General features: G+C 71.7%; 16 protein-coding genes and 3 pseudogenes. 12 read left to right on the top strand and 7 right to left on the bottom strand.

All coding sequences use genetic code 11. The features are described 5' to 3' along the window. Positions 1–97: 97 nt before the first annotated feature. From AB0I73_RS34210 to AB0I73_RS34195, 4 genes and pseudogenes are all read left to right on the top strand, one after another. A pseudogene (locus tag AB0I73_RS34210) lies at positions 98–370 on the top strand (ABC transporter ATP-binding protein); the annotation flags it as partial. A gap of 24 nt (positions 371–394) precedes the next feature. After that, the gene (locus AB0I73_RS34205) at positions 395–790 is read left to right on the top strand and encodes a MazG-like family protein (RefSeq protein ID WP_363044022.1); all 396 of its coding nucleotides are present in this window, start codon (positions 395–397) and stop codon (positions 788–790) included. 20 nt (positions 791–810) lie between these two features. Further along, positions 811–1,206, top strand: coding sequence for a class I SAM-dependent methyltransferase (locus tag AB0I73_RS34200; RefSeq protein ID WP_363044020.1), 396 nt, complete (start codon positions 811–813; stop codon positions 1,204–1,206). 252 nt (positions 1,207–1,458) lie between these two features. Beyond that, on the top strand, positions 1,459–1,638 hold the full coding sequence (locus tag AB0I73_RS34195) for a hypothetical protein (protein ID WP_363044018.1): 180 nt from the start codon (positions 1,459–1,461) through the stop codon (positions 1,636–1,638). A 289-nt stretch (positions 1,639–1,927) separates the two neighbouring features. Here AB0I73_RS34195 and AB0I73_RS34190 read toward each other — a convergent pair whose 3' ends face one another. Both AB0I73_RS34190 and AB0I73_RS34185 read right to left on the bottom strand, forming a co-directional pair. Continuing rightward, entirely contained in the window at positions 1,928–2,533 is a 606-nt protein-coding gene (locus AB0I73_RS34190) for a hypothetical protein (RefSeq protein WP_363044016.1), read from the bottom strand. Positions 2,534–3,616: 1,083 nt separating this feature from the next. Beyond that, a complete protein-coding gene (locus tag AB0I73_RS34185; RefSeq protein ID WP_363044014.1) occupies positions 3,617–3,946 on the bottom strand; it encodes a hypothetical protein in 330 nt (109 codons plus the stop codon). A 196-nt stretch (positions 3,947–4,142) separates the two neighbouring features. Between AB0I73_RS34185 and AB0I73_RS34180 the strand changes: the two genes are divergently transcribed. The 7 genes and pseudogenes from AB0I73_RS34180 to AB0I73_RS34150 all read left to right on the top strand — a co-directional run bounded on the left by AB0I73_RS34180 (position 4,143) and on the right by AB0I73_RS34150 (position 19,368). Beyond that, on the top strand, positions 4,143–5,165 hold the full coding sequence (locus tag AB0I73_RS34180; RefSeq protein WP_363044012.1) for a LacI family DNA-binding transcriptional regulator: 1,023 nt from the start codon (positions 4,143–4,145) through the stop codon (positions 5,163–5,165). 267 nt (positions 5,166–5,432) lie between these two features. Then, a complete protein-coding gene (locus AB0I73_RS34175) occupies positions 5,433–6,563 on the top strand; it encodes a cellulose binding domain-containing protein (protein ID WP_363044010.1) in 1,131 nt (376 codons plus the stop codon). Between the two features lie 273 nt (positions 6,564–6,836). After that, a complete protein-coding gene (locus tag AB0I73_RS34170) occupies positions 6,837–7,910 on the top strand; it encodes a lytic polysaccharide monooxygenase (RefSeq protein ID WP_363044008.1) in 1,074 nt (357 codons plus the stop codon). A 576-nt stretch (positions 7,911–8,486) separates the two neighbouring features. Then, positions 8,487–15,110 (top strand): annotated as a pseudogene (locus AB0I73_RS34165) (beta-ketoacyl synthase N-terminal-like domain-containing protein); the annotation flags it as partial. A gap of 74 nt (positions 15,111–15,184) precedes the next feature. Continuing rightward, the gene (locus AB0I73_RS34160) at positions 15,185–16,945 is read left to right on the top strand and encodes a thioesterase domain-containing protein (RefSeq protein ID WP_363044026.1); all 1,761 of its coding nucleotides are present in this window, start codon (positions 15,185–15,187) and stop codon (positions 16,943–16,945) included. A 364-nt stretch (positions 16,946–17,309) separates the two neighbouring features. Beyond that, the gene (locus AB0I73_RS34155) at positions 17,310–17,672 is read left to right on the top strand and encodes a transposase (RefSeq protein WP_363044006.1); all 363 of its coding nucleotides are present in this window, start codon (positions 17,310–17,312) and stop codon (positions 17,670–17,672) included. Between the two features lie 316 nt (positions 17,673–17,988). After that, entirely contained in the window at positions 17,989–19,368 is a 1,380-nt protein-coding gene (locus AB0I73_RS34150; protein ID WP_363044004.1) for a gluconate:H+ symporter, read from the top strand. Between the two features lie 42 nt (positions 19,369–19,410). On the opposite strand, the gene AB0I73_RS34145 is transcribed toward AB0I73_RS34150, so the two are convergent. From AB0I73_RS34145 to AB0I73_RS34125, 5 genes are all read right to left on the bottom strand, one after another. Continuing rightward, positions 19,411–21,321: a helix-turn-helix domain-containing protein gene (locus AB0I73_RS34145; RefSeq protein ID WP_363044002.1), complete on the bottom strand. Its 1,911-nt coding sequence runs from the start codon at positions 21,319–21,321 to the stop codon at positions 19,411–19,413. A 153-nt stretch (positions 21,322–21,474) separates the two neighbouring features. Next, positions 21,475–21,819, bottom strand: a complete 345-nt coding sequence (locus AB0I73_RS34140; protein ID WP_363044000.1) for a hypothetical protein — start codon at positions 21,817–21,819, stop codon at positions 21,475–21,477. Between the two features lie 45 nt (positions 21,820–21,864). Continuing rightward, on the bottom strand, positions 21,865–22,734 hold the full coding sequence (locus AB0I73_RS34135; protein ID WP_363044024.1) for a 3-hydroxybutyryl-CoA dehydrogenase: 870 nt from the start codon (positions 22,732–22,734) through the stop codon (positions 21,865–21,867). Between the two features lie 95 nt (positions 22,735–22,829). Further along, on the bottom strand, positions 22,830–24,770 hold the full coding sequence (locus AB0I73_RS34130) for an acetoacetate--CoA ligase (RefSeq protein WP_363043998.1): 1,941 nt from the start codon (positions 24,768–24,770) through the stop codon (positions 22,830–22,832). Next, positions 24,767–25,303, bottom strand: a complete 537-nt coding sequence (locus AB0I73_RS34125; RefSeq protein WP_363043996.1) for a cupin domain-containing protein — start codon at positions 25,301–25,303, stop codon at positions 24,767–24,769. The genes AB0I73_RS34130 and AB0I73_RS34125 overlap by 4 nt, the downstream gene beginning before the upstream one ends. A 318-nt stretch (positions 25,304–25,621) precedes the next feature. Here AB0I73_RS34125 and AB0I73_RS34120 point away from each other — a divergent pair. Further along, positions 25,622–25,807 (top strand): annotated as a pseudogene (locus tag AB0I73_RS34120) (IS5/IS1182 family transposase); the annotation flags it as partial. Between the last annotated feature and the right edge of the window lie 86 nt (positions 25,808–25,893).

Here is a 25,893-nt window from a genome sequence, read left to right as displayed (position 1 = left end):
CGGTTCCACAGCGCGGAAGAAGTTCTCCGCTACGTCGAGACCATGGAGGAATCGAATGCCCATTCGGAACCGTGAGGTTGTTTGCGCACGGCTTCGCCGCGCGCTGTACCGGCAGACGCCGCTCATGATCCTGGACGAGCCCACCTCGCAGATGGACGCCCGCGGCGAGCACGCGATCTTCACGCAGATCAAGCGCCTCGCACCCCGGCGCATGACGATCGTCGTCACGCACCAACTGGAGAACACCCGGCTCGCCGACCGCATCCTCGTGATGGACAAAGGCCGCGTCGTCGAACAGGGCCCGTACGACGACCTGGTGAACGCCGGCGGCCAGTTCGCCGACCTCGTCGCCCTGGCCAAGGACCGCTGACCCACCCACGGAATCGAGACCCACATGACGGACACCTGGCAGACGATCGCGGACCTCGCCAACCTCCTCGACGACCACTCCACGCTCCCCCGCGAACAGCAAGTCCTCTTCCAACTCCTCAAGATCCAGGAGGAGGCCGGCGAAGTCGCCGAAGCCGCCATCGGCGCAGCCGGGCAGAACCCCCGCAAGGGCCGTTCCCACACCTGGCAGGACGTCGAATCCGAGGTCTGCGACGTCATCGTCACCGGCATGGTCGCCCTGATGCGTATGAACCCCGACGCGGAGGCGGTCTTCGCCCAGCACATGCAGCGCATCGCGGACCGCGATCCGAGCCGGCCCGGGAGGACAGCCGCCGGCCACTCCCCGCACGCGCGGTTCGCGCCCCTGAGCAGCGCGCCGAGCGCACCCGAACCCACTTGACACCGCACGGGAGAAACGCAGTGGTCGACACCCCTCAACACAACCGAGCGCGCCGACCGGTCAAGGCGGGCGAGGCCGGCGAGCACTGGGAACCGCTGTGGCAATCCGGTCGGCGCTACCGGAGCATGGATACGCCGGAGCGGGAAGCCCTGAACCGGCAGGTGGGCATCGGTCGTGGGAGACCCGCCCTCGACATCGGCTCCGGCGACGGGGCGCTCGTGCAGGCGCTCGCCGAACTCGGCTACCGGCCGACCGGGATCGACTGCGCACCCAGCGCGCGGCGCCGGGGCCGTGAGGGCGGACCGCACCGCATGGCGGATCTGCCGGGACAACCGCTGGTGGGGCGTGTCCGGCACGAGGCGGGGCACGTGCAAGGAGGCCGGCCCACCGGTGCCCGACGACCTGGTCCGCCGTGACTGCACCGCGACCCGTGCGAACCGGCTGTGGCTCGCCGGCATCACCGAGCACGCCGCCGGCAAAGGCAAGCTCTGCCTCTGCGCGGTCAAGGAGGCCTTCAGCAACGGGATCGTGGGCTGCTCCATCGAGGCGCGGGTGAGGTCCTGCCCGGCCGTGGCCGCCCTGGAGACGTCGACGGGTGCATGCTGCACAGCGATCGCGGATCGCAGTTTTGCTCCCGGAAGTGCGTCCGGGGGCTCGACCGTCACCGGATGGCCGGATCGACAGGGAGGGTGGGAGCTGCCGGTGACAACGCGGCCATGGAGTCCTTGTTCGGCCTGCTGCAGAAGAACCTCCTCGACCGCCGGGTCGGGGCTGCCCGCGAAGAACTCCGGATCGCGATCGTGACCTGGATCCAGCGGACCTACACCCGACGCCGCAAGCAGGCCTGACTCGGCCGGCTGGCCCCCATCGGATGCGAGACCGTCATGACCATGTCGGCCCTCCAGGCCGCGTGACCGCACCTGTCACCCGAACCTGCATCAGACCCCCGGCTGAACCAGCGGCCGGGATGCACTTCCGGGTGGGGCTGGGCCGACAGGGCGTCGTTGTCCGAATTTATGCCGGGGTGCCCGGGGAGGGTGAGTGAAAGCGGATGTTCGGGGTGAGATGCTGCAGGCAGAACCCCGGCCCGATTCCAGCGGGCCGGGGTCTGTGTGCTGCGCCAAGGCGGCGGTCCGGTCAGCGTCCGCCGTGTCCGCCGAATCCGCCCTTCCCGCCGAATCCTTCGTTCCCGCCGTGCTTGCCGAAGTGGTGGACGACCCGGAAGCTGCCCACCACTCCGTTCTTGACGAAGACGCCGCCCCTGACGTGTCCGGGGTGCACGCCGTCGCTGGAGCTGTGCGGTCCGACGGTGGCGATGGGGGCACCGTTGTCGCAGGTGGCCCCGCGGAAGACCTCGACGGTCCTCCAGCTGTCGTTGCGGATGTTCAGGCTGCGGGAGCCCAGGCCGCTCACGATGGTGACGCAGCCGCCCGGGTGGGCGGAGAACGACCGCTCGTTGATGTGGATCCGGCCTTCGAATTCCTTCTCTTCGAAGCCCCGGCCTTCGAATTCCTTGCCCTCGAAGCCCCGGCCTTCGTTGCCCTTGCCTTCGAAGTCCCGGCCTTCGTTCTCCTTGCCGGATTCGCCGCCCAGGGGGGCTGCGGCGGGGGCGGCCGCCTGCTGGATCGCGGGGGCGGCCTGGGCCGGCTCGTAGGCGGACGCCGAGGCGTAGGTGATACCGGTGGCGGCCAGGGCCGCGGCGGCCGCGACGGCCGCGGTAACGACGTTGGGACGAGTCTTCATCACGCGTTTCTCCTGTCTCGGGAAATCGGCTGGCAGCCGACTCGTGATGAACGTACTGACCGATTCCCATATCTGTCATATCGGGAGGTAAGGGAAAGTCGGCGGATTGACTCCAATCAGGTCACAGGGGGCTCCCGTGTGGCGTGTCATGGCGTACTGACGCTCAATCAGACTGCTTTTCCTGTAGTGGACTTGATGCCTCGATAGGCCGTCCGGGGGACTTTTCTGGCGTCCGCTCACCCGTAGCAGCGGCGTGTCGTTCGTTGACACCCCGGGTGAAACCGGTCTTTGTCGTGCTGCCGGGCCGCGGGCCAGGTACCCGGGCACCCGGCCCGGCCGGTGACGCGATGCCGTTCACCGGGTGACGTTCCTGCAGAACGTCCCAGTGAAAGCGAAGACCTGACGTTGGCTCCAGGTCCTCTTCACCGGGCGCCTACGGCTGGTCGGCGGGCCCGCGCGCACGCCCCGGCGGGCGCGTTCGCCGCCCGCAGCGGGCCGTGTTCACGGTGCCGCGGGCGGCTCGCCCGGCGAACCGGAAGCCGGGCCATCGGGCCCCCGCGCGCCACCGCGCGAGCAGGCCAGGGACATGATGCCCCTCACCGCGAGCCAATCGCGGACACCCGGGGCCGGCGTGTCCGGTGCCCGGCCCCTTCGCGCTTTCCCGCTCACCCGTCCGTCCCCTTCGCCGGCCTCTGCACCGGTCGGCGAAGGGGACGGTACGGGCAGGCCGCCGCCCTCCTCCCCAGGCCGGGAGCCCCGGACCCGCCGTACCCACGCCCGAGCCGGAGCCGACCCCGAACGCCGGCGACCCGATGCCCGCGCGCCCGGTCACCGGTCGCCGCCCTGGGCACTGGCTCTGGCGGTGATCCGCCCACCCACAGCCGGATGCACAGCTGCGTGTGCCGAAGCACGAAAGCTGTTACCAAGACCGGTGCTGACCTGGGGCTTCGCTTGACCGAAGAACGATGGTCGTCACTAACTCAGCGCACTACTCGTCACCCCGTCCCCGACAGCACGCCTGTTGTCACTTGAGGTCCGGCTGACAGCGCAGATTGAGCTACCCGTCGTCGCGAGGGGCACCGCTCAGAGTCGCGGGCACCTCGTACCCTCCAAAGCCTTACGGGCGGCGAGACAGCCCGCGATTTTGAACGCTGGTTCGTGAGAGCCGAACGTATCGGCGCGGGCACGCCGCAGCACCACCCGAGCGGCCATCACGACTCCGTGCTCGGGCGAGCTCGGCTGCTCCTCGATCCCCACGGCGGCAGCCGCGAAGAAGCGTGGCAAGTCCTCGGCGGGTTCGTCCTCCACCGTCAACTCTCGGGCCGCCTCGAAGGCGAAGCCCCCGACTGCGGGCTCGAAATCCACCTCTGTCTGCGCGAAATGTGGCGCGCAGTTCTGTCTCTGATGCAGCACGCACACACCACGGATCGGATACGGCGGAAACCGGGGCACATCAGAGTCCCTGTCGAACCCGGAACGGTTCGGCGAGTACTTGGCACCCTGTGCGGGGCACCATGATGTACAGGCCGACCCGTCGCGAGGGTTTGTGGGAACGGTCGATACGGGCATGGCTGGGGCCGTAGGATCAAGTGATCTCGTGGGGGTGGTCATGCTCAGGCGGCGTCCGGGTCCACCGACGCTCGAGGAGGTGGCCGCGCTCGCCGGTGTGGGGCGGAGCACCGTCTCCCGCGTCATCAACAACGCGGCGGGCGTGAAGGACACGACGCGACGCGTCGTGCAGCGCGCCATCGCGGAACTGGGGTACGTCCCCAACCTGGCGGCCCGTACGCTGGCGGGCCGGCGTGCCGACGCGGTCGCGCTGGTCATGACGGAGCCGGACTGGCGGCAGTTCGGTGAGCCCTTCTTCTCGGAGATCGTGCGGTCCGTCGGTGACGCGCTGACCGAGACCGAGGTGCAGTTGCTGCTCACCCTGGTGCGCACGGACGCCGAGCGGCAGCGTCTCGTGGAGTACGCGCGCGGCGGCCGGGTCGACGGCGTCATGCTGATGTCCGTGCACGCCGAGGACGCGCTGCCTGACATGCTGGCCGAAGTGGGCCTGCCCACCGTCCTGCTGGGGCGGCGCTCCGGGGACGAGAGTGTGACCTACGTCGACGCCGACAACGTCGGCGGGGCCCGCAGCGCCGTGGCGCACCTGCTGGACACCGGCCGCCGCGCGGTCGCGACCATCACCGGACCGTCCGGCATGTACGTGGCCCAGTGCCGGCTGCGCGGCTACCGGGAGGCGCTGGAGCGGGCGGGTGCCGAGGGCAGGGCGTCCTGGACCGTCGAGGGCGACTTCTCCACGGACAGCGGGCACCGCGCGATGGCCGAACTCATCGAGCGCGCCCCGGAGATCGACGGGGTGTTCGCCGCGTCGGACACCATGGCCGCAGGCGCGCTGGGCGCCCTGCGCGCGGCGGGGCGGCGGGTGCCGGACGACGTCGCGGTGATCGGTTTCGACGACTTTCCGCTCGCACAGCACACCGATCCGAAGCTGACGACGGTGCGTCAGCCGCTGGAGGAGATCGGGCGCACGATGGTGCGGCTGCTCCTGGAGGAAATGGAGGAGTCGGCGGTGGCCTGGCGGCACGTCATCCTCCGCACGGAGCTGGTGCTGCGCGGATCCGCCTGACGACCCGCCGCCCCCGGCCCGCCGGGCACGCCCCCGGTGCACGCCGAATGTTTCGGGAGCGCTCCCGGCATTCGGAATTCGAGTGGATCACCTCTCTGACCAGCGCCTTCGAAACGCATTCGACGGGTTGCCGCGCACAGGGTTGTCAGGGACATGAACGCCTTCTACAGTCCCCTCCCGGAACACCATTGGGAGCGCTCCCACCCATGGGGAGGCGGGAGCGCTCCCGCCGGTAACCCCGCACACCCTCCCGGAGAGGTCCCCCACATGCCACGGTTACGGCACCACCCCCGCACGCTGCGCACCGCGTCGGCCGCGCTCCTCACCGCTCTCGCCGCGCTCGCGGCGCTGCTGACCGCGACCGCACCGGCCCAGGCCGACACCACGATCTGCGAACAGTACGGATCAACCGTCATCCAGGGGCGCTACGTCGTCCAGAACAACCGCTGGGGCACCAGCGCCACCCAGTGCGTCACCGCCACGGACACCGGCTTCCGGGTCGCCCAGGCCGACGGCTCGGTGCCGACCAACGGCGCGCCGAAGTCCTACCCGTCGGTCTTCAACGGCTGCCACTACACCAACTGCTCGCCGGGCACCGCCCTCCCCGCGCGCATCAGCGGCATCGCGAACGCCCCCACCAGCATCTTGTACGGCTACGTCGACAACGCCGTGTACAACGCCTCGTACGACATCTGGCTGGACCCGACGCCCCGGACCGACGGGGTGAACCGGACCGAGATCATGATCTGGTTCAACAAGGTGGGGCAGATCCAGCCGATCGGCTCGCAGGTCGGCACGGCCACCGTGGCCGGGCGCACCTGGCAAGTGTGGTCCGGCGGCAACGGCACCAACGACGTGCTGTCGTTCGTCGCGCCGTCGGCGATCAGCAGCTGGAGCTTCGACGTGATGGACTTCGTCCGGGAGACCGTCGCGCGCGGACTGGCTGGCAACGACTGGTACCTGACGAGTATTCAGGCCGGTTTCGAGCCCTGGCAGAATGGCGCGGGACTCGCCGTGCACTCGTTCTCGTCCACCGTCAACACGGGCGGCGGCTCGAATCCGGGGGACCCCGGCGCCCCGGCCGCCTGCACGGTGTCGTACGCCACGAACGTCTGGCCGGGCGGCTTCACCGCGAACGTCACCGTCACCAACAACGGCCCGGCCGTCGTCGAGGGCTGGCGGCTCGCCTTCACCCTGCCCTCCGGGCAGAACATCGTCCACGCCTGGAACGCGTCCGTCACCCCCTCCTCGGGCGCGGTCACGGCGACCGCACCGGCCGGCAACACGCGGATCGCCGCCGGGGGGAGCCAGAGCTTCGGCTTCCAGGGCACCTACAGCGGCGCCTTCGCACGGCCCGACGCCTTCCGGCTGAACGGCACCGCCTGCCGGACCGCGTGAGGCGCACGGCGGGCCGCGCCCCGCCGTGCCCCCTCGCTCCGGGGACCCGCTCTTCCCTCCCTGCGCCGACGGGGCGGGCCCCGACCGGACCGCACCGCGAACAGCCGCACCGAGGGCCGGTGCCGACGCACCGGCCGCTCGGCCGGTCCCGCTTCCGCCGCGGGACGGTCCCTCCAAGCCCCCCGCCCGTCCGGTTGGCGCCCGCCCCGGCCGGGCGGGGGTTCCAACCCCTCCACCGCTCATGAAGAACTCAGCATCGGGACAGGAGACTCCATGGCTCTGAGAAGCAGACTGGTCTCTCTGGCAGCGGTACTGGCGACCCTCCTCGGAGGGCTCGGTCTCAGTTTCCTCTGGCAGAAGGACGCGCAGGCGCACGGCGTGGCGATGATGCCCGGTTCGCGCACCTACCTCTGTCAGCTGGACGCCATCACCGGCACCGGCGCACTCGACCCGACCAACCCCGCCTGCCGGGCCGCGCTGAACCAGAGCGGCGCGTCGGCCCTGTACAACTGGTTCGCCGTCCTGGACTCCCGGGCTGCCGGGCGCGGCCCGGGTTATGTGCCGGACGGTACGTTGTGCAGTGCCGGCGACCGGTCGCCGTACGACTTCTCCGCCTACAACGCGGCCCGCTCCGACTGGCCCCGCACGCATCTGACGTCCGGAGCGACGATCAAGGTGCAGTACAGCAACTGGGCTGCGCACCCGGGTGACTTCCGGGTCTACATCACCAAACCCGGCTGGTCGCCCACGTCCCGGCTGGGCTGGAACGACCTGGAGCTGATCCAGACCGTCACCGACCCGCCCCAGCAGGGCTCCCCGGGTGCCAACGGGGGCCACTACTACTGGAACCTGAAGCTGCCCTCCGGCCGCTCCGGTGACGCGCTGATCTTCATGCAGTGGGTGCGTTCGGACAGCCAGGAGAACTTCTTCTCCTGCTCCGACGTCGTCTTCGACGGGGGCAACGGCGAGGTGACCGGCATCCGGGGCTCGGGCAGCACGCCGCCCCCGGACCCGACACCGACCGACCCGCCCCACACCGGTGAGTGCATGGCCGTCTACAACGTGGTGAACTCCTGGAACGGCGGTTTCCAAGGCTCCGTCGAGGTGATGAACCACGGGACCTCGCCGCTCAACGGCTGGGCCGTGCAGTGGAAGCCCGGTCCCGGGACCACGATCGGCAGTGCCTGGAACGGCTCCCTCACCACCGGATCCGACGGCACGGTGACGGTACGGAACGTCGCTCACAATCGGGTGATCAATCCCGACGGAAGTGTGACGTTCGGCTTTACGGCGACCTCGTCGGGCAACAACTTCCCGGTGGGCACGATCGGTTGTGTGAATCCGTAGCGACCGCCCCGGCCAGGTACGCCGCTTCGCCCCGCCTCCACCGCGGGGCGAAGCGGCGCACCGTTGCTCCCGTGTTCAGGCGGAGTCCGTCCGGCCGGCTCCCGGACCGGTCCGGGCCTCGATCGGAGCGGGCAGCGGGTGGAGGGGGCAGGCATTCGCGAGGCCCTGGTGCGGCCTGTGCTCGTTGTAGGACGTCCGCGTGCATCCGGACTCGCTGACCGTCCAACTGCCGCTCCAAGGCGGCGATCTGATGGCGCAGGGCCAAGATCTCGGTGTCCTTCTCACGGTCGCTCGTCGGCAGCAGCCGCAGCATCGCGAACGCGTTCGTCATACCCAGGTACGCCGGTCTCAGCAGCACGACCGATCACCATGCCGCGCCACCACCGCCGTGCGACAGCGGCGACTCGATCGGCCACGGCCGGCACCCCGAAACCCGATCCCACCTGCATGGATGAGGTATTCGGCAAGGGCAGGGCCCCGCCACGGAATGAGCAGGGTCGCTGCGCCACTGCCGCAGGGGAACCTGGCGAACCGCGCCACCATCTTCCGTAGGAGTCCACGGGAGGGGCGGAACGAGTGGGTACGGACACGGACACCATCAGGCCACTGCCGGAGTCGCTCCGGGAACATGCCCGACGCCTCGGGGAGAAGGTCGCCTTCCAGGACCGCCGTACGCGGCGGACCTACCGGGACCTGGAATGCAGGACCGGACGGCTGGCCGGGCATGTGACGGGGCTCGGCCTGGCGCGGGGCGAACGGGTGGCCATCCTGCTCGGCAACCGTGTCGAGGCGGTCGAGAGCCTGCTCGCCGTCACCCGGGCGAGCGGGGTGGGCGTGCCGCTGGGCCCCGGCAGTTCAGGGGCGGAGTCGGCCCGTCTGCTGGAGGACTGTGGTGCGCGCGTGCTCATCACCGATGAGGCCCGGCTGGCGCGTCGGCGGGGACTGCTGTCCCGCCCCGGGCTGATCGTGGTGGTGGCCGAGGGCGGTGAGGAGGACGGGGACACTCCGCTGTCCGGGGACTCCGAAGCGCCGGCGGACGGGGCCGGGGCGGCGGGCGGCGTCCTGCGGTACGAGGAGTTGGCGTGTACGGAGCCGGGGACGCCCGCCCGGGACGATCTCGGGTTGGACGAGACGGCGTGGCTGCTCTACACCTCCGGGTCCTCCGGCACCCCCAAGGGAGTACTGTCCACCCAGCGCAACCGCCTCGCGCCGGTCGCGGCGGGCCTCGTCGGTGTTCTCGGTCTGTCGGAACGGGACCGGGTGCTGTGGCCGTTGCCCCTCCACCACGCCATGAGCCAGGTGGTCTGCGCCCTCGGGGTGACCGCGACCGGGGCGAGCGCCGTCCTCCCGCCCCGGTTCTCGGTGGCGGAGGTGCTCGGCGAACTGCGCCGTACGGACGCCCCCTACACTCTCCTCGGCGGGGTGCCGACGACGTACTCGGCCCTGCTCGACGCGGTCCGGAACGAGGAGGGCGACGGGGAGGAGGGCGGCGGGCTCAGGGCGCCCGCGCTGCGGGGCTGCATCAGCGGGGGCGCTTCGGTGGGGCCCGAGTTCCGGAGGTCCTTCGAGGCGATCTGCCGGACCCCCTACCTGGAGCACTACGGCAGCACCGAGGCGGGTCCGGTCACCATGGCGGCACCGGGCAGCACATCTGCGGCCGGGTCGTGCGGCCGGGTGCTGCCCGGCACCCGGGTCCGGATCGACGGTGGCGCGAACGGACAGGACACCGGCGAGGGCGAGTTGTGGGTGAGCGGGCCCGGAGTCATGGCCGGCTACCACGGCAGGCCGGAGGCCACCGCCGAGGTGTTGCGCGACGGTTGGTTCCGCACCGGCGACCTGGCCAGGATCGAGGCCTCCGGCGAACTCGTGATCACCGGCCGGGCGAGTGAGCTGATCATCCGGGGCGGGGCGAACATCCACCCCTCGGAGGTGGAGGCGGTGCTGCGGCGGCTGCCCGGGGTGGCGGACGCCGCCGTGGCCGGACGCCCGCACCCCGTCTTCGGCGAGGTGCCGGTCGGCTACCTGGTCCCCGCACCGGGCAGCGGTGTACCGGACAGGGGGGCGGTCCTCGCCGCCTGTCGTGCGGAACTGTCCGCTTTCAAGGTGCCCGTCGAACTGTACGAGGTGGAGGACATTCCCCGTACCGCCTCCGGAAAGGTGCGGCGGCACGCCCTCGCCGACCGGCCCGCACGGACGCTGGGCACGGGGGCGGTCGAGGAGCCGACGGCGGACCTGCTGGCCCTGGTGCGGAACGAGGCTGCGGCCGTGCTCGGTTGTACGGCGGAGGCGGTGGAGTCCGGAACGGCGCTCCGCGATCTCGGCATGGACTCGCTGACGGTGACGGTGCTGCGGGAGCGGTTGTCGGCGGCGACCGGCCTCCCGCTCTCCGAGGCCGTCGCCTTCGACTTCCCCACGGCCGCCGCGCTCGCCGCCCACCTCCGTTCGCGGAGCGCCACCGCACCGTCGGGAGCCGGGATCGCGCACCGAGGCGCGGCTCGGTCGGACGACGATCCTGTGGTGATCCTGGGGATGGCCTGCCGTTATCCCGGGGGCGTGACCTCCCCCGAAGAGCTGTGGCGGCTGGTGGCCGACGGGAGGGACGCCATCGGTCCGTTCCCCACCGACCGGGGCTGGGACACGGAGGCGCTGTACGACCCGGACCCCGGGCGCTCCGGCCGGACGTATGTGCGTGAGGGCGGCTTCCTCTCCGGTGTGGACCGCTTCGACCCCGGCTTCTTCGGCATCTCCCCCCGCGAGGCTTTGGCCACGGACCCGCAGCACCGGCTGCTGCTCGAAGTGGCGTGGGAGGCCCTCGAGCACGCCGGTCTCGTTCCCCGCACCCTGCGCGGCTCGTCGGCCGGGGTGTACGTCGGGCTGATGTACAGCGACTACGCCGGCCGTCTCACAGAGGTGCCCGAGCATGTCGAGGGCTACCTCGGCATCGGCAGCGCCGGAAGCGTCGCCTCAGGTCGTATCGCCTACACCTTCGGCCTGGAGGGCCCGGCCGTCACGGTGGACACGGCGTGCTCGTCGTCCCTGGTGGCCCTGCATCTGGCGGCCCAGGCACTGCGCCGGGGCGAGTGTTCCTTCGCGCTGGCCGGCGGGGTCACAGTGATGTCGGGGCCCTCGTCGTTCGTCGAGTTCAGCCGGCAGCGGGCGCTGGCCCCGGACGGCCGCTGCAAGGCGTTCGGCGCGTCCGCCGACGGCACGGGATGGGCCGAGGGCGCCGGCATGCTGTTGCTGAGCCGGTTGTCCGAGGCGCGCCGCGCCGGGCTTCCGGTGCTGGCCGTGGTCCGCGGCTCGGCGGTGAACCAGGACGGGGCGAGCAACGGGCTGACGGCACCGCACGGCCCGGCGCAGCAGCGGGTGATCCGGCAGGCCCTCGCGGACGCGGGGCTGGCCCCCGGGGACATCGACGCGGTGGAGGCACACGGCACCGGCACCCGGCTGGGCGATGTCATCGAGGCGGAGGCGTTTTCGGCGACGTACGGGCGGGAGCCGCGGGAGCATCCGCTCTGGCTGGGCTCGGTGAAGTCGAACATCGGTCACACCCAGGCCGCCGCCGGGGTGGCGGGCGTGATCAAGACGGTGCAGGCGATGGCCCGCGGCGTGCTGCCGCGGACGCTGCACGCCGACGAACCGACCAGCCGGGTCGACTGGTCGTCGGGGCGGTTGGCGCTGCTGACCCGGGAGGTGGAGTGGCCGAGGACGGACCGCCCCCGCAGGGCGGGGGTGTCCTCCTTCGGCATCAGCGGCACCAATGCCCATGTGGTGCTGGAGGAGGCCCCGGCGGACCGGGATGCCCCGCCGCCGGTTTCCGTGGCGGACGACGGGGCCGGGGGCAGCCGCGTCGATGGCGGGGCGGTGCCGCCGTCCGCGGCTGTTCCGGTGTCGGCGAGGAGCGGGCCGGGGCTGCGGGCCCAGGCGCGGCGGCTGTACGACCAGGTGGCCGCCGACCCGGACGCGGCGCCGGTGGACATCGGGTACTCGCTCGCCACCACCCGCACGGCCTTCGAGCACCGGGCCGTGGTGGTGACCCGGGGCCGTGCGGAACTGCTCGCCTCCCTGCGGGCGGTGGCGGAGGGGAAAAGCCGGCCCGGGGTGCGGACGGGCACGTCCCGTCGCCGGGGCCCGCTGGCCCTGCTCTTCACCGGCCAGGGCAGCCAACGCGTGGGCATGGGACGTGAGCTGTACGAGTCCCGGGAACTCCATCCGAGCTTCGCCCGGTCGTTCGACGAGAGCTGCTCCCTGCTCGACCCGCTGCTGCCGGTGCCGCTGCGGGACGTCGTGTTCGCCGGCTCCGGCACGGAGACGGACGTGCTCCTGCACACGACCCGGTTCGCGCAGCCGGCGCTCTTCGCCCTGGAGACGGCCCTGTTCCGGCTGCTCGAGACCTGGGGTGTGCGCCCGGATCTGGTGGCCGGGCACTCGGTGGGCGAGGTGACCGCGGCGCATGTCGCCGGGGTGCTGTCCCTCGCGGACGCCTGCACCTTGGTGGCGGCCCGGGGCCGGCTGATGGACGCGCTGCCTGCGGGCGGTGCGATGGCCGCCGTGGCCGCCGACGCGGACGAGGTGGCCGAAGTGGCCGCCCGACTCGCCGGGACGGGGCGTGCGGTGGAGGTCGCCGCCGTCAACGGGCCCGCCTCGGTGGTCGTCTCCGGGGACGAGACCGCGGTGCAAAGGACCATCGCGCACTTCCAGGAGCGGGGCCGGTCCACGACGCCACTGCGGGTGAGCCACGCCTTCCACTCCGCGCGGATGGAACCCATGCTGGCCGACTTCGCGGACGTGGTGCGGCGCCTCTCCTTCGCCGCGCCGCGGATTCCCCTGGTCAGCGCCGTGTCCGGCCGGGCCGCCACCGAGGAGGAGCTGAGCTCACCGGAGTTCTGGGTGGGCCATGTCCGCCGCCCGGTACGCTTCGCCGATTCCGTGGCGTATCTCCAGGACCGGGGCGCGGCACACTACGTCGAACTGGGGCCGGACGGGGTGCTCACCGGCCTGGTCCGCAGCAACCTCGCCGCGACCGGAGCGGCTTTGGCGGGCCCGGGCACGGACGGAGCGCCCGCCGGCGAGCGGACCCCGACGCCGCTGGTCCTGCCGACCCTGCGCGGGGCGCGGCCGGAGGCGGACGCCCTGCTCGACACTGTGGCCGCGCTGCACACCCATGGCGTACCCGTCGACTGGCGGGCCGTCTTCGCCGGGCGCGGCGGTCGGCGCGTCACCCTGCCCACGTACGCCTTCCAGCGCCGCCGGTACTGGCTCGACGCCACCCCGCGGCATCGGGCCACTCCCCCACCGGACGCCCCGGCCCACCCGCTGTTGTCGTCCCGTACCGCGACGGCCGACGACGACGGGCTGTTGCTGAGCGGGCTGCTCTCGGTGCACGACCAGCCCTGGTTGGCCGACCACGTGGTGGCGGGGACGGTATTGCTGCCGGCGGCCGCCTTCGTGGAGATGGCCCTGCACGTCGGTGAGTCGGCGGGCGCGCCCGTCCTGGACGAACTCGCCCTGACCGCGCCGCTGTCGCTGCCTGCGGACGGCACGGTCGAACTGCAGGTGAAGGTGTCGGGGCCGGACCGTGCGGGACGGCGGGCCGTGCTCTTCCATGCCCGGCCGCACACGCCGACGGGTGACCGGCCCTGGCATCGGCATGCCTCCGGGAGGCTCGTGCCGGAGCGGCAGTCGGCGGACCGCGGAGCGGCTGCGGCCGCGACCGGGACAGGGGCCGCGCCCTGGCCGCCGCCGGGCGCGGTGCCGCTGTACGCCGACGGTCCGGGTGCCGACCCGTACGAGCGGCTGACCGGAAGCGGGCTGGGCTACGGCCCCGCCTTCCGGGGCCTGCGCGCCGCCTGGCGGCTCGGGGAGGAGCTGTACGCCGAGGTCACGCTGCCCGAGGCCGCCGGGGCCCCGCTCCCGGATGCGGGTGGCCCGGCGTTCGTCCTGCATCCGGCGCTGTTGGACGCGGCGCTGCACGCCCTGGCGCTCGACGGGCGCACGGCGGACCGTGCCGGAACGGACAGGACGGACGGTGGTGGGGTTTTCCTGCCGTTCGCCTTCGGCGGGGTGCGCCTGCACACGGCCGGCGCGCGGCGGTTGCGGGTGCGGATCACTCCCGGGCCGGACGGGCGGGCCGGGGTGGAGCTGACCGACGCGGCGGGTGCGCCGGTGGCCGCGGTACGTTCGCTGACGCTCCGGCCCCTTGCGCGTACCGGATCGGGAACGGTGGATCCGGTCCCTGGGGTTCTCCACCGGATGGACTGGGTGCCGCTGCCCGAGCCGCCCGTACCTCCGGTGGTGCCCCCGTGGGGCGTCCTGGGCACGGCGGGCACACGGCCGGTGGATGTGCTCGCGCCCCGGGGTTCCGGCGTTCCGGTCTACGCCGACCTGGCGGCGGACGGCGCGTCACCGGCCGTCCTCGTCGCACCGTGCCCACCACCACCGGACACGGTCGGCGGGGCACAGGACCCGGCGGCGCAGACACGGTGGGCGGCGGGCTGGGCACTGGAGCTGGTACGGGAGTGGCTCGCCGAACCTCGCCCGGCGGACTCCTGTCTCGTCCTTGTCACTTCCGGCGCCGTCACCCCGGACGATGGTGGTCCGGTTGACGGTGGCGCCGGTTCCGGGGGTTCCGGCGCATCCGGTGGATGCGCTTTTGCACCGGCCCACGCACCGGTGTGGGGGCTGGTCCGCTCGGCCCTGCGGGAGAATCCGGGCCGGTTCGCCCTGGTCGACATGGACGATCACCCCGACTCCGTGCGTCTCCTCCCCGTCCTGCTGGCCGCCGTGGCGCCGGAGACAGCCGTACGACGGGGAACAGCGTACGTACCGAAGCTGGTCCGGGTGGCCGAGCCGACGGGGGAACGGCGGTCCCGGCGGCTCGATCCGGGGGGCACCGTCCTGGTCACCGGCGGTACCGGTTCCCTGGGCATGCTGGTGGCACGGCACCTGGTCGCCGCCCATGGCGCCCGGCGTCTGCTGCTTGCCGGCCGACGCGGACCGGACGCACCGGGGGTGGACGAACTCGTCGCGGAACTGGGCGAGTCGGGCGCCGAGGTGACCGTCCGGGCGTGCGACGTCGCGGACCGGACGGCGCTCTCCGCCCTGCTCGGCTCGGTGCCGGCGGACCGTCCGCTGACCGGTGTGGTGCACACCGCGGGGGTGCTGGACGACGGCACCCTCCCGGCGCTCACCGCCGACCGTCTGGAGCGGGTGCTGCGGCCCAAGGCGGACGCCGCCCTCGCCCTGCACGAGCTGACCCGGGGCGCGACGTGGCCATGTTCGCGCTGTTCTCCTCGGTGGCGGGTACCTTCGGCTCCGCCGGTCAGGCCACCTACGCGGCCGCCAACTGCGTGCTGGACGCCCTGGCACGGCACCGGAGACGGCTCGGTCTGCCCGGTACGTCGATCGCCTGGGGTCCCTGGCGGCAGAGCGAGGGCATGACGGCGCACCTCACCGACACGGACCTTCGGCGGATGGCCCGCTCGGGATTCGGCCTGCTCGAGGCGGACGAGGGTCTGGCCCTCTTCGACGCCGCCGTGGCCGGTGACGACCCGGTGGTGGTGGCAGCCCGCCTCACCCCGGCCGTCCTGGGCGGCGGCGAGCCGGCGGCGGGCCGGTCCCGGCCGCCCGTCCCCGGTGCGGCGGGGACGGGCGGCCGGGGCGGGGCCCTGTTCGGCCGACGGCTGGCGGCCGCTTCCCCGGGCGAGCGGGGCGCGTTGCTGCTCACGGAGGTGCGGGCCCTGGCGGCCTCGGTACTGGGTCACCCGGAGGGGGCGGCCGCGATCGACCGGGACGACCTGCTGGCAGACCGGGGGCTCGACTCCCTGGCCGCGGTCGACCTGCGCAACCTGCTCGCGACATTGACGGGGCTGACGCTGCCGCCCACGCTGCTGTTCGACTTCCCGAACCCGCGCACGGTTGCCGCCGAACTGGCGGAGCGGTACGCCCGGGAGGCGACTCCTCCCGGCGTCACCGGTGCCCCCGGCGACCCCGGCGTCCTCGAACGGCCGGATGCCATCGGCCACCCGGGCGGCCCCGACCGAACGGCGGACAACGGGGTTCCCGGCGGTCCGGGGACGGCCGGTCCACCGCAAGCCCCGGCGCGGGCCGGGGACGCGCCGGACACCGGAGGTGCTTCGGATTCCCTGGGTGCGCTCTTCCGCGCCGCTTGCGACCGGGGGCGGACCTGGGACGGCATGGCGCTGCTCACCATCGCCGCACGCCTCCGCCCGGCCTTCGACAGCGCCGGGGCGCCCGGTGCGGCACTCGATCCTGTGACGCTCGCACCGGGCGGCGCGGGGCCCCGGCTGATCTGCTTCCCCGCTCTCAGTGCGCTCTCGGGACCCCAGGAATACGCGCGCTTCGGCGCCGGACTGCGGGGCCTGCGGCCGGTCGCGGCGGTGCGGCATCCGGGGTTCGGGCACGGGGAGGCGCTGCCGGCCACGCTGGACGCCCTCGTCACCGCCCAGGCCGCCACCGTCCGTGCGGCCGCGGGTGACGGACCGTTGGTCCTGTTGGGCCGCTCGGCCGGCGGCTGGGTGGCCCAGGCCGTGGCCGAGCGGCTGGAGGCCGAAGGCTCCGCCCCGCTCGCCGTAGTCCTGCTGGACACCTACCCCAGCAGTGACGACGACCATGGGCAGACGCTCTCCGCGATGACGTCGGACATGCTGCACCGGGCGGCGAAGTTCCTCCCGACCGCTCCTGACCGACTCACCGCCATGGCCGGGTACTTCGAGCTTTTCGCCGGCTGGAAGCCTTTGCGGCTCGTCTCCCCCACCCTCTTCGTACGGGCCCGGGACCCGCTGCCCGGCGCGGAGCCCGCCCCGGTATGGGATCTTCCGCACACCGAAGTCACCGTGCCCGGAGACCACTTCACCATGGTGGAAGAGCATGCCCGTACCACCGCGCTCGCAGTCCACCACTGGCTGGCCGATCCGGACCGACGAACCCCTGACGCCCTGCACCGGTCGCAGGTGTCGCGGGACGCCCCGGCAGGCCCTCTGGGGACAACCGGCGTCACAGGCCGGACTGCTTGATCGAGGAACACGGGACACATGAACATGCGGCCTTACCGGTCCCGAGGCCGGAAACAGGAGGCAGAGATCGACCCGCACGTGCGGGTGCGGGGCTCGTCAAGTCATCGCTGCAGGTGGGAGTTCGCGGCAAGCCCTCCCGGCGGTGGCTGGGATGCTGCACCAGTGGTCATCTCGCTGTGGTATCGGGCCACCCGGGCGTTGCTGTCCGTGCCTGCGTTCCTGCTGCGCCGGGGCACGGCCAAGGACGCCGGATGGTGCCCCACGGCGTGGTGTAGCTGATCTTGGCTGGGAAGTGCGCCGCTGCCGTGCCCTCGCGTGCATCGACTGCCGGTGAGAATGCTCCCTGAAAACGGGGCAGGCCGCCGTGCAACTGTCCTTGGTGAACGGCCAGTTCATTCCAAGGGGGTGCCCGGTGGCATCGCCCCGGCATGACCTGCTCCGCCTGCTTGAGTCACTACGTTCGGCAGATGGTCTTGAACTCGTCCGCGAAGTTGCCGAGCGGCTGCTGCAGGAACTGTTCGAGGCCGAGGCCACCGCCGGGATCGGCACCGAGTGGGGCGAACGCACCGACACCCGCACCAACCACCGCAACGGGCACCGGGAGAAGACCGGTACCACGCGAGCCGGAGCTCGGGAACCACTGCCACCGCATTGCGTCCGGTCACGGCCGGCTCCTGGACGAAGCGGCGCCCAACTGCCGACAGCGGCATCGCGAACCAAGTCGTAAGCCGTCGTCGGACTGTCGATGTCCTCCAGCACACAGAGCGCTCTGCGGTTGTGGGTCCGGGCCCGCAGACTCTGCCGCGGTCGCTACTTAGCCTCGTCGCGAGCTTGAGCCGCAGGTCCGGTGTTGTTCGACCGGAGCAGTCAAAGGAGACTCCTATGCCGCCGATGGGCGTGCCCGAAGATATTGGACTGACTGAGTATCCGGTCGGTCACGACCTGATGGGCCGTTGCCTGACCGACGCGCACAGCGCCGCGGTGGCCCGGGTGTCCCGGCCCTCCGTGCACGAGCCGTGCTCGGACCTCGTGGGGGCGCGTTCATGACGTCGTCGCCGGCTTATCTCATGACCGTCGCCGCGATCGGCATCGCCGTCCTGCTCTTCCTGATCATCCGTGTGCGGGTCGAGCCGTTCGTGTCCCTCCTGCTGGTCAGCGCGGTGGTCGCCTTCGCGGCCGGGATACCGCTCGCCGCGATCGTGCCGGCCATGGAGGACGGTGTCGGGAAATCACTCGCCCACGTCGCGCCGATCGTGGGGCTCGGCGCACTGCTGGGCAAACTGCTGGAGGTCTCGGGCGGCGCACGCGTGCTGGCCGACCGACTGCTGGGCTGGTTCGGTGAGCGTCGGGCGCCGGCAGCGCTGGGACTCACCGGCATCATCTTCGGCATTCCGGTCTTCTTCGACGTCGGTGTGATCGTCATCGCTCCCCTCGTCTTCGCCGCTGCTGCGTCCGGGCGCAGAGGCATGCTCTGGTACGCGCTTCCCGCCGCCGGCGGCCTGGCGATCGTGCACGGTCTCCTGCCGCCGCACCCCGGCCCGGTCGCCGCGTCCGGACTGATGGGCGCCGACATCGGTCTGGTCGTCCTGATCGGAGCGGTCTGTGCCGTACCGGCGTGCCTGGTCGGCTTCGTCTATGCCAGGTGGATCGCCCGGCGTATCGAAGTTCCGGTCCTCCAGCCCGCGTTCGGCGCTACCGGCCGGCACGAGGATGCGGCGGCGCTCGCCCCACCGGCCGCCGGCGCATCGGCGCTGGGCCTGGGCACGGTCGTGACCATCATCGCCGTGCCCATCGGGCTGATCCTGGTGCAGACGTTCTCCTCGCTGCTGATCGACGGCGCGGACAACACCTTCACGAAGGTCGCGGGATTCGTCGGGTCGCCGCTGATCGCCCTGCTGATCGGCGTGCTGTTCGCCATGGTGGTGCTCAGCTCCCGATACGGCTGGAGCAGGACGGACCTCACGCAGGTCGCCGACAGCGCGCTGCGTCCGGTCGGCATGATCCTTCTCGTCGTCGGGGCAGGCGGCGTGTTCGGGTCGGTGCTCACCGCCAGTGGGATCGGGAAGATCCTGGCCGAGGGACTGGCCGGGTCGGGCCTGCCGTTGATCCTCCTGGCGTTCGTGATCGCCTACCTGCTGCGACTGGCCCAGGGGTCCGCCACAGTGGCCACCGTGGCGGCCGGCGGGATCGTGGCCGGCCTCGTGGAGAAAGCCGGGCTGCCCGACGGACAGGTCGCCGCCCTGGTCGTCGCGATCAGTGCCGGAGCCATCTCGACCTCGCACGTCAACGACGCCGGCTACTGGCTCGTCACCAGGCTGTTCGGGATACCCGAGAAGGACAGCCTGCGGTCATGGACCGTCATGACGACGCTCATGGGCTTCACGTCGTTCGCCGCCGTGGCCGGCATCGGTCTTCTGCTCTGAGGCCGCAGCGTGCAGCAGCAGCAGCCCGGGCGGGCCGGGCGGCTACTGCTGCCCGTGCTCGCGGTCGGCGGAATGCGGCCGCAGTACCCGGTTCAAACGCAGAGCGAGCTGGAGGTCCAGTGTCTTGTCCGGGTCGGACCAGTCGAGGTCGAGGAGGCGCTTGATGCGGTCCAGTCGCTGGGTGACGGTGTTCGGATGCACATGCAGGTGGTCCGCGCTTCGGGCCGGACTGCGTCCCGTGGCGAAGTACGTCTCCAGGGTGGTGAGCAGCTCGGTGGCACGCTGTTCGTCGTGGCGGACGACCGGCCCGAGCATGCGGTCGACGAAACCGCTGGCCGTGGCCGTCCCTCCGAGCAGCAGGCCGGTGTAACCCAGTTCCCGGACGGTCGCCGAGTCTCCCGCGCGTTCCAGCCGCAGCAGCGCCTGAGCGCAGGCCAGGGCTTCCCCGTAGGCGCTCGGGAGGCCGCCGGGCTCGGTGACGGGCCCGGCGGCCCCTACGGTGACCGGGGTGCCGAGACGGAGGGACAGCGATCCGGCGATCTGCCTGCCGGTCAGTGCCGCGTCCGACGAGGGCAGTGTCAGCACCGCGAAGCCGTCCCGGACCGTGCTGAGGCCCTTGTGTGACGCCGCCGTCTCCGCCGTGGCCGCGGACAGGAGGGGCAGTTGGCGGGCGGGTGCGTGGGTGACGAGGACCGTATGGGGTCCGTGCGGCTGGTAGCCCAGTCGCTGGGCACGTTCGTCCAGCGCCGTTCCGGCCCGTGCGGTGCCGCTCAGCAGGTCGTCGAGGAGGTCGCCACGCACGCGTGCCTCCGCCGCGGCGAGACTGCGGGTGAACAGCTGCAGCAACGCCGCCACCACCGCTGTGCGCTCCAGCAGGCGCACGTCGGCAGCAGTGGTGTCCTCCGTGGGTGTCTCCGGGGCCCAGACCAGGGCACCGAGGGAACTGTTGCCCGCGGTCAGAACCGTCACCCAGCAGCCGTCGACGTGTTCGCTGCGCCCGGTACCCGTCCTCGGGCGGTGGGCTGCCGTGATCATTGCGTGAAGCCGGTCCTCGGGTGTGCCGTCGGTCCACGTGATCGGGGCGTTCAGTTCGTCGACGACGGCCAAGCAGCCGCCGAGGAAAGTCCGTGCGGCGTCGACGACCTCCTGCAAGCCCCCTCCCTGCAGGACGAGGTCCATGCTGCGGTCGTGGGCGGCCACCTCGCGGGCAGTGGCGCGGGTGCGCTCTTCCAGCGCGGCGTTGGCCCTCCGGGCGTCTCGCAGGGCTTGTTCCTTGTCGTCGAGGAGCTGGGCTCGCTCGATCGCCACGGCGGCCAGGGCGGCGAAGGAGCTGAGCAGGAGCACCGACTCCGGCGGGAAGGCGCCGGCTGTCCGATTGGATGCGTAGAGGACACCGATGACGTGACCGCGGTGCACCAGCGGGACGCCGAGGATCGCCACCTGTCGTTCGGCCCGCGCGGACTGGTCCACGGCGGCGTCGTGGTCGAGGCGCTCGTCGCGGAAGTAGTCGGGCGTGGCGAAGGGCGCGGCCGACTCGGCGACCTTGCCGCCGACACCCACGCCGAAGGGGATCCGCACGTCCTTCCAGTCGCCGGTCGTCGCTCCGACCATGACCCGCACGTAGGTCTCCGAGCGCTCGGCGTCGTTGAGGCTCAGATAGGCGAGGTCGCAGTTCAGCAGCTGCTGTGCACGGGTGACGATGGAGGTCAGCACCCTGTCGACGTCGCTGGTGACTTCGACCAGCTCCGTCGCGCAGGTCAGCAGGGCCCGCTGAGCCTCGTGCCGGGCCTGCTGGACGTCGAACCGGTCGCGCAGCAGCAGCGCGAGGTGGTACTCGCTCAACAGTTCGTCTCTGTTTGCCCCGGGGGCCGCCAGGGCCACGCGCAGAGCGTCCTCGTAGGCGACGGCCGGGGCTCCTTCGGCCAGAAGCCGCAAGAAGGTGTGCCGCGTCATGTCTTTCTTCTCCTCGGGGGCCGGCCCGCCCGTCCCGCCGCAGACCCACCGTAAGGCAGTCGGCCGCTCCTCTCCGTGCGGACGGGTCCCGACTGGCGGGGGCGGGCGTGGTAGGTGGATCAGGGGCCGGCCTCGGCGGAGACGCTCTTCGGATCAGACCCGGCGAAAGAGGGCGGCGAGTGCCTGTCCGCCGCCGATGCACATCGTGACGACGCCCAGTTCCAGGTCGCGCCGGGCCAGGTCCTTGGCCAGCCGCAGGGTGAGGATGGCGCCGGTCGCACCCACAACCCGGCGTGCGTTGTAGGCGTCCGCGCCCACCTGGCCGATGCACCCCATCACCACTTCGTCGATGGTTTCGGGCGCCACCCCCGCACGGGTGAGGGCCTCGCGGGCGGCCACGGCACCGAGCCGATGTGCCGGGGTGTCCTTGAAGGCACCACCGAAGCTGCCTACCGGGGTACGGGCACCATCGACCACGACGATGGGTTCTGCGGGCATGGAGGGTTTCCTTTCGGACAGCGGACGAGTGCCGTGTGCGGAGCGTCAGGAGGCGTAGTCGTAGAAGCCTCGACCGCTCTTGCGGCCCAGGTGGCCGGCGGCGACCATGCGGCGCAGGAGAGCGGGGGGAGCGTAGAGGGGCTCCTTGTACTCCTCGTACATGGATTCCGCCGCGGCCTGCGCGGTGTCCAGTCCGACGAAGTCGAGCAGGCGCAGCGGGCCCATGGGGTGAGCGCAGCCGAGCTCCATGCCCCGGTCGATGTCCGAGGCCGAGGCGGATCCCGATTCGAGCATGCGCACCGCGGACATCATGTACGGCACGAGCAGGGCGTTCACAACAAAGCCGGAGCGGTCGGGAGCACGGATGACCTCCTTGCCCAGCCGGCCGGTGACGAAGTCACGGGCGCGCGCGTAGGTCTCCTTGCTGGTGGTCACCGCGGGGATCACCTCCACCAGCCGCTGGACCGGAACCGGGTTGAAGAAGTGCACGCCGACAACGTGTGCGGGTCGCTGGGTGACCACCGCCAGGTCGACGACGGGGAGGGAGGAGGTATTGGTGGCCAGGATGGCGTCGGGGCTGGCCAGCGCCTTGTCGAGGGCCCGCATGACCTCGCTCTTGGCCTCGGCGTGCTCCACCACGGCCTCGATGACGAACTGCCGGTCGCCCAGGTCCCCCACATCGGTGGTGAACGCCATGCGTCCGAGCGCCGTCTCGCGCTGTTCCTCGGTGAGTTCGCCCCGCTGCACGCCTCGGTCCAGAGAGGCGGTGATCCGGCGCCTGCCCGCCTCGACGGCTTCGCGGCTCGCCTCCGCGACGAGGACGTCCAGTCCCGCGACCGCGGCGACCTGCGCGATGCCGGAGCCCATCAGCCCGCAGCCGACCACGCCGAGACGGTCCACCTTCTTCGTGTCCATGTCCATGCTTTCCGGGTGAGGGCGTCGGATGGGGTCGGTCCGCGTCGCGGCCGGCCGCGGCCTGTGATGCTGCGCGGGCGGCCGCCGGGGCCAGGTCACGCACGCGCCGACCGGCGCTCGGCCAGCCGGACGAAGAAGTCCAGTGCCTCTGGGGCGTCCACGGCAGCGGGCGCGACCACGGCACCGGGTTCCGCGCCCAGGAGGATCCGCTTGAGCGGGACCTCCAGCTTCTTGCCCGTCTTCGTGTGCGGGATGGCCGGCACCGCCACGATCTCGTCGGGTACGTGTCGTGGCGAAGCCTGTCGCCGGATTGCCCGACGGATGCGGTCGCGCAGGCTGTCGTCGAGTTCCACGCCGTCGCGGAGGGCGACGAAGAGGGGCATCCAGTAGCCGCCGTCGGGCAGTTCCGCTCCGATGACGAGCGCTTCGTGGACCTCGGGGAGGTCCTCGACGGCTGCGTAGATGTCAGCGCTGCCCATACGGACGCCATTGCGGTTGAGTGTGGCGTCCGATCGGCCGTGGATCACAACCGAGTTCCGGTCTGTGATGGTGATCCAGTCGCCGTGCCGCCACGTGCCGGGGTAGGCGTCGAAGTACGCCTGCCGGTAGCGCTCCCCGGACTCGTCGCCCCACAACGCGACGGGCATGCTGGGCATCGGGCGGGTCACGACGAGTTCCCCCACCTCGTTCACCAGGGTCCGTCCCTGCGGATCCCATGCCTCGACCTTGACCCCCAGACAGGGGGCCGAGATCTCACCGGGGACCACCGGGACGGTCGGCGCACCGCCGACGAATGCTCCCACCACGTCGGTTCCGCCGCTGATCGCGACGAGGGGAACCTGGTCCCCGACGTGCGCGGACACCCACACATTGGCCGAGGGCGGTACGGGCGAGCCGGTCGCAATGATCTGCCGAAGAGCAGACAGATCGCACAGCCGGCCGGGGGAGATCCCCGAACGTTCGCAGGCAGCCAGGAGGCCTGGGCTCGTCCCGAAGTGCGTGACCCGGTGCGCGGACGCCGCCCGCCACAGTCCTGCCGTGCAAGGGAACGTCGGGCTGCCGTCGTACAGCACCGCGGTGGCTCCCACCAGCGGCGCGGAGACCAGCAGCGTCCAGATGACCCAGCTCGGCGAGGTCGCCCACAGCAGCCGGCTGCCGACTCCGAGGTCCCACTGCAGCCTGAGGGTCTTGTACATCTCCAGCTGGACGCCGCCGTGGCTGTGCACGATGCCCTTGGGGATGCCGGTGGTCCCGGAGGAGAACAGCACCCACAGCGGGTGGTCGAACGGCACGGCCACGGGTTCCAGGGTGGCTTCGCCCGCCGTCAGTCTCCGCCAGTCGAGGCAGTCCGGCGCCACCGTGGAGCCGAGCCGGGGCACGATGACTGTGTGAGCGGGACCGATTGCCTCCCGCAGCGTCGCCACGGCCGGCCCGCAGTCCCGGTCGACACCGGCGTAGCGGTATCCGTCGACAGCGATCAGCACCTTCGGCGTCAGTTGGCCCAACCGGGCCGCCGCGGCGTCCGGTCCGTAGTCCGAGCCGACCGAGGCCCAGACCGCGCCGATGCTGGCGGCCGCGTAGAAGGCGACTGCCGACTCACCGGTGTTCGGCAGGTAGCCGACGACGCGGTCGCCCACACCGACTCCGAGTGAGGTCAGGGAGCGGGCGAGGGCCGCCACCCGGCGGCGGAACTCCCCGGTGGCCAGGGCTTCGGCGCTGCCGTCTTCGCGGACGGTGATCAGTGCCGGTTCCTGCGGATCGCCGTCCGTCAGCAGTCCGTCGGCGTAGTTGGTGCGGACACCGGGGAACCAGCGCGCTCCGGGCATCCGCTCCTCCGCCAGTACCTCCCGGTAGGCGGTCCGGAAAGGGACGTCGAGGTACTGCTGCACGGCGGACCAGAAACCGGGCAGGTCGGTCACCGACCAGCGGTGCAGCTCTCCGTAGTCGGACAAGTCCAGGTCACGGTTCTCCCGGAGCCAGCGGCAGAAACCTCCCAGGGCTGATGCGTCCAGCTCCAGCCCCGCCGGCCCGGTCACTGCGCGCCCTCGGCGGCACCGATGAGGACGAAGGCCATCGTGGCGGGCTCGGTGCCACGGTTGCTCCAGCGGTGCCTGGTGCCCCGCTGCACCACACAGGTTCCCGCGGGGAGGCGACGCTCCGCTCCGTCGTCCAGTTCCAGCCACATCTCTCCTGACAGGACGACGCCGTAATCCAGGGTGGCGCTGGTGTGCATACCGGGGTGATCCTTCTCGACGGTGGCCGCCAGACCGGCGAGGATCTCCTCGGCCCAAGGTGTTGCGGGCTGCGGGTCGGTGGGTTCGTCGGCGGTCGCCGGAGGCCAGGTCACCAGCAGCAGGCGAGTGCCGCCGGCCCCGGGAAAGTACGGGGCGAGGAGCGCCTTGGGCTCGGTCTCGGCATGTGACGCCCCGCCGTCCGCCGTTCCCCAGGCAAGGAAGATCTCCAGGCCGGGGAGGGCCGGGGTCTGCGCGGGTTCGAGCGGCTGCTCGTCGACGAAAACCGACTTGCCCCGGACACGGCCGGTTACCACAAGGTTCGGATGCAACATCATTGTCCTCCTGACCGACGGATCACGCGCCGGGCAGTGACCGGCCGACGCGTCCCCAGTCAAAGCCAAAGCGCAGGCAGGCACGATCCGTTCGCAGCACAGGGAAGCGAGCGTCCCCCTGTGCTGGAGCACATACCGTCCGGTGCGCCGGACGTGTGCCGGTCCTCACGCGTCTCACCTGGCTTTCCCTGATCTTGCGAACGGCGAGGCGCGGGCGCCCCCGGAGTTCCGCCTATGCCTGCGGTCGGCCGGGCAACTGGAACGCGCTGAGCGATCGAGGAGGCATTCCAGGCCACGAAGAACGAGCGCGGCCTGAATCAGTTCGGGCCGTCCGGTGCGACGGCCCACCGTCGGTTCACCGAGTGGACGAAGGTCGGGGTCCGGGCCAAGCTCCACCACCTGGTCCTCGATGAGCTCGGAGCCCGCGGCGACCTGGACTGGTCGCGGTGTGCGATCGACCCGGTGAACATGCGGGCCCTGAAAAAGGGGGAGCTGACGGGTCCGAATCCTAATGGGCACCGAAGCGAGGCATCGCCATCCGAATCGGGAGCCGTGAGCTCTGTCGACAGGCTGCGGGCTTGCTTCAGAGGCAC

It is taken from the genome of Streptomyces sp. NPDC050388, assembly GCF_040655635.1.
Classification (GTDB): domain Bacteria; phylum Actinomycetota; class Actinomycetes; order Streptomycetales; family Streptomycetaceae; genus Streptomyces.
This window is presented reverse-complemented; position numbering and strand designations above follow the sequence as displayed.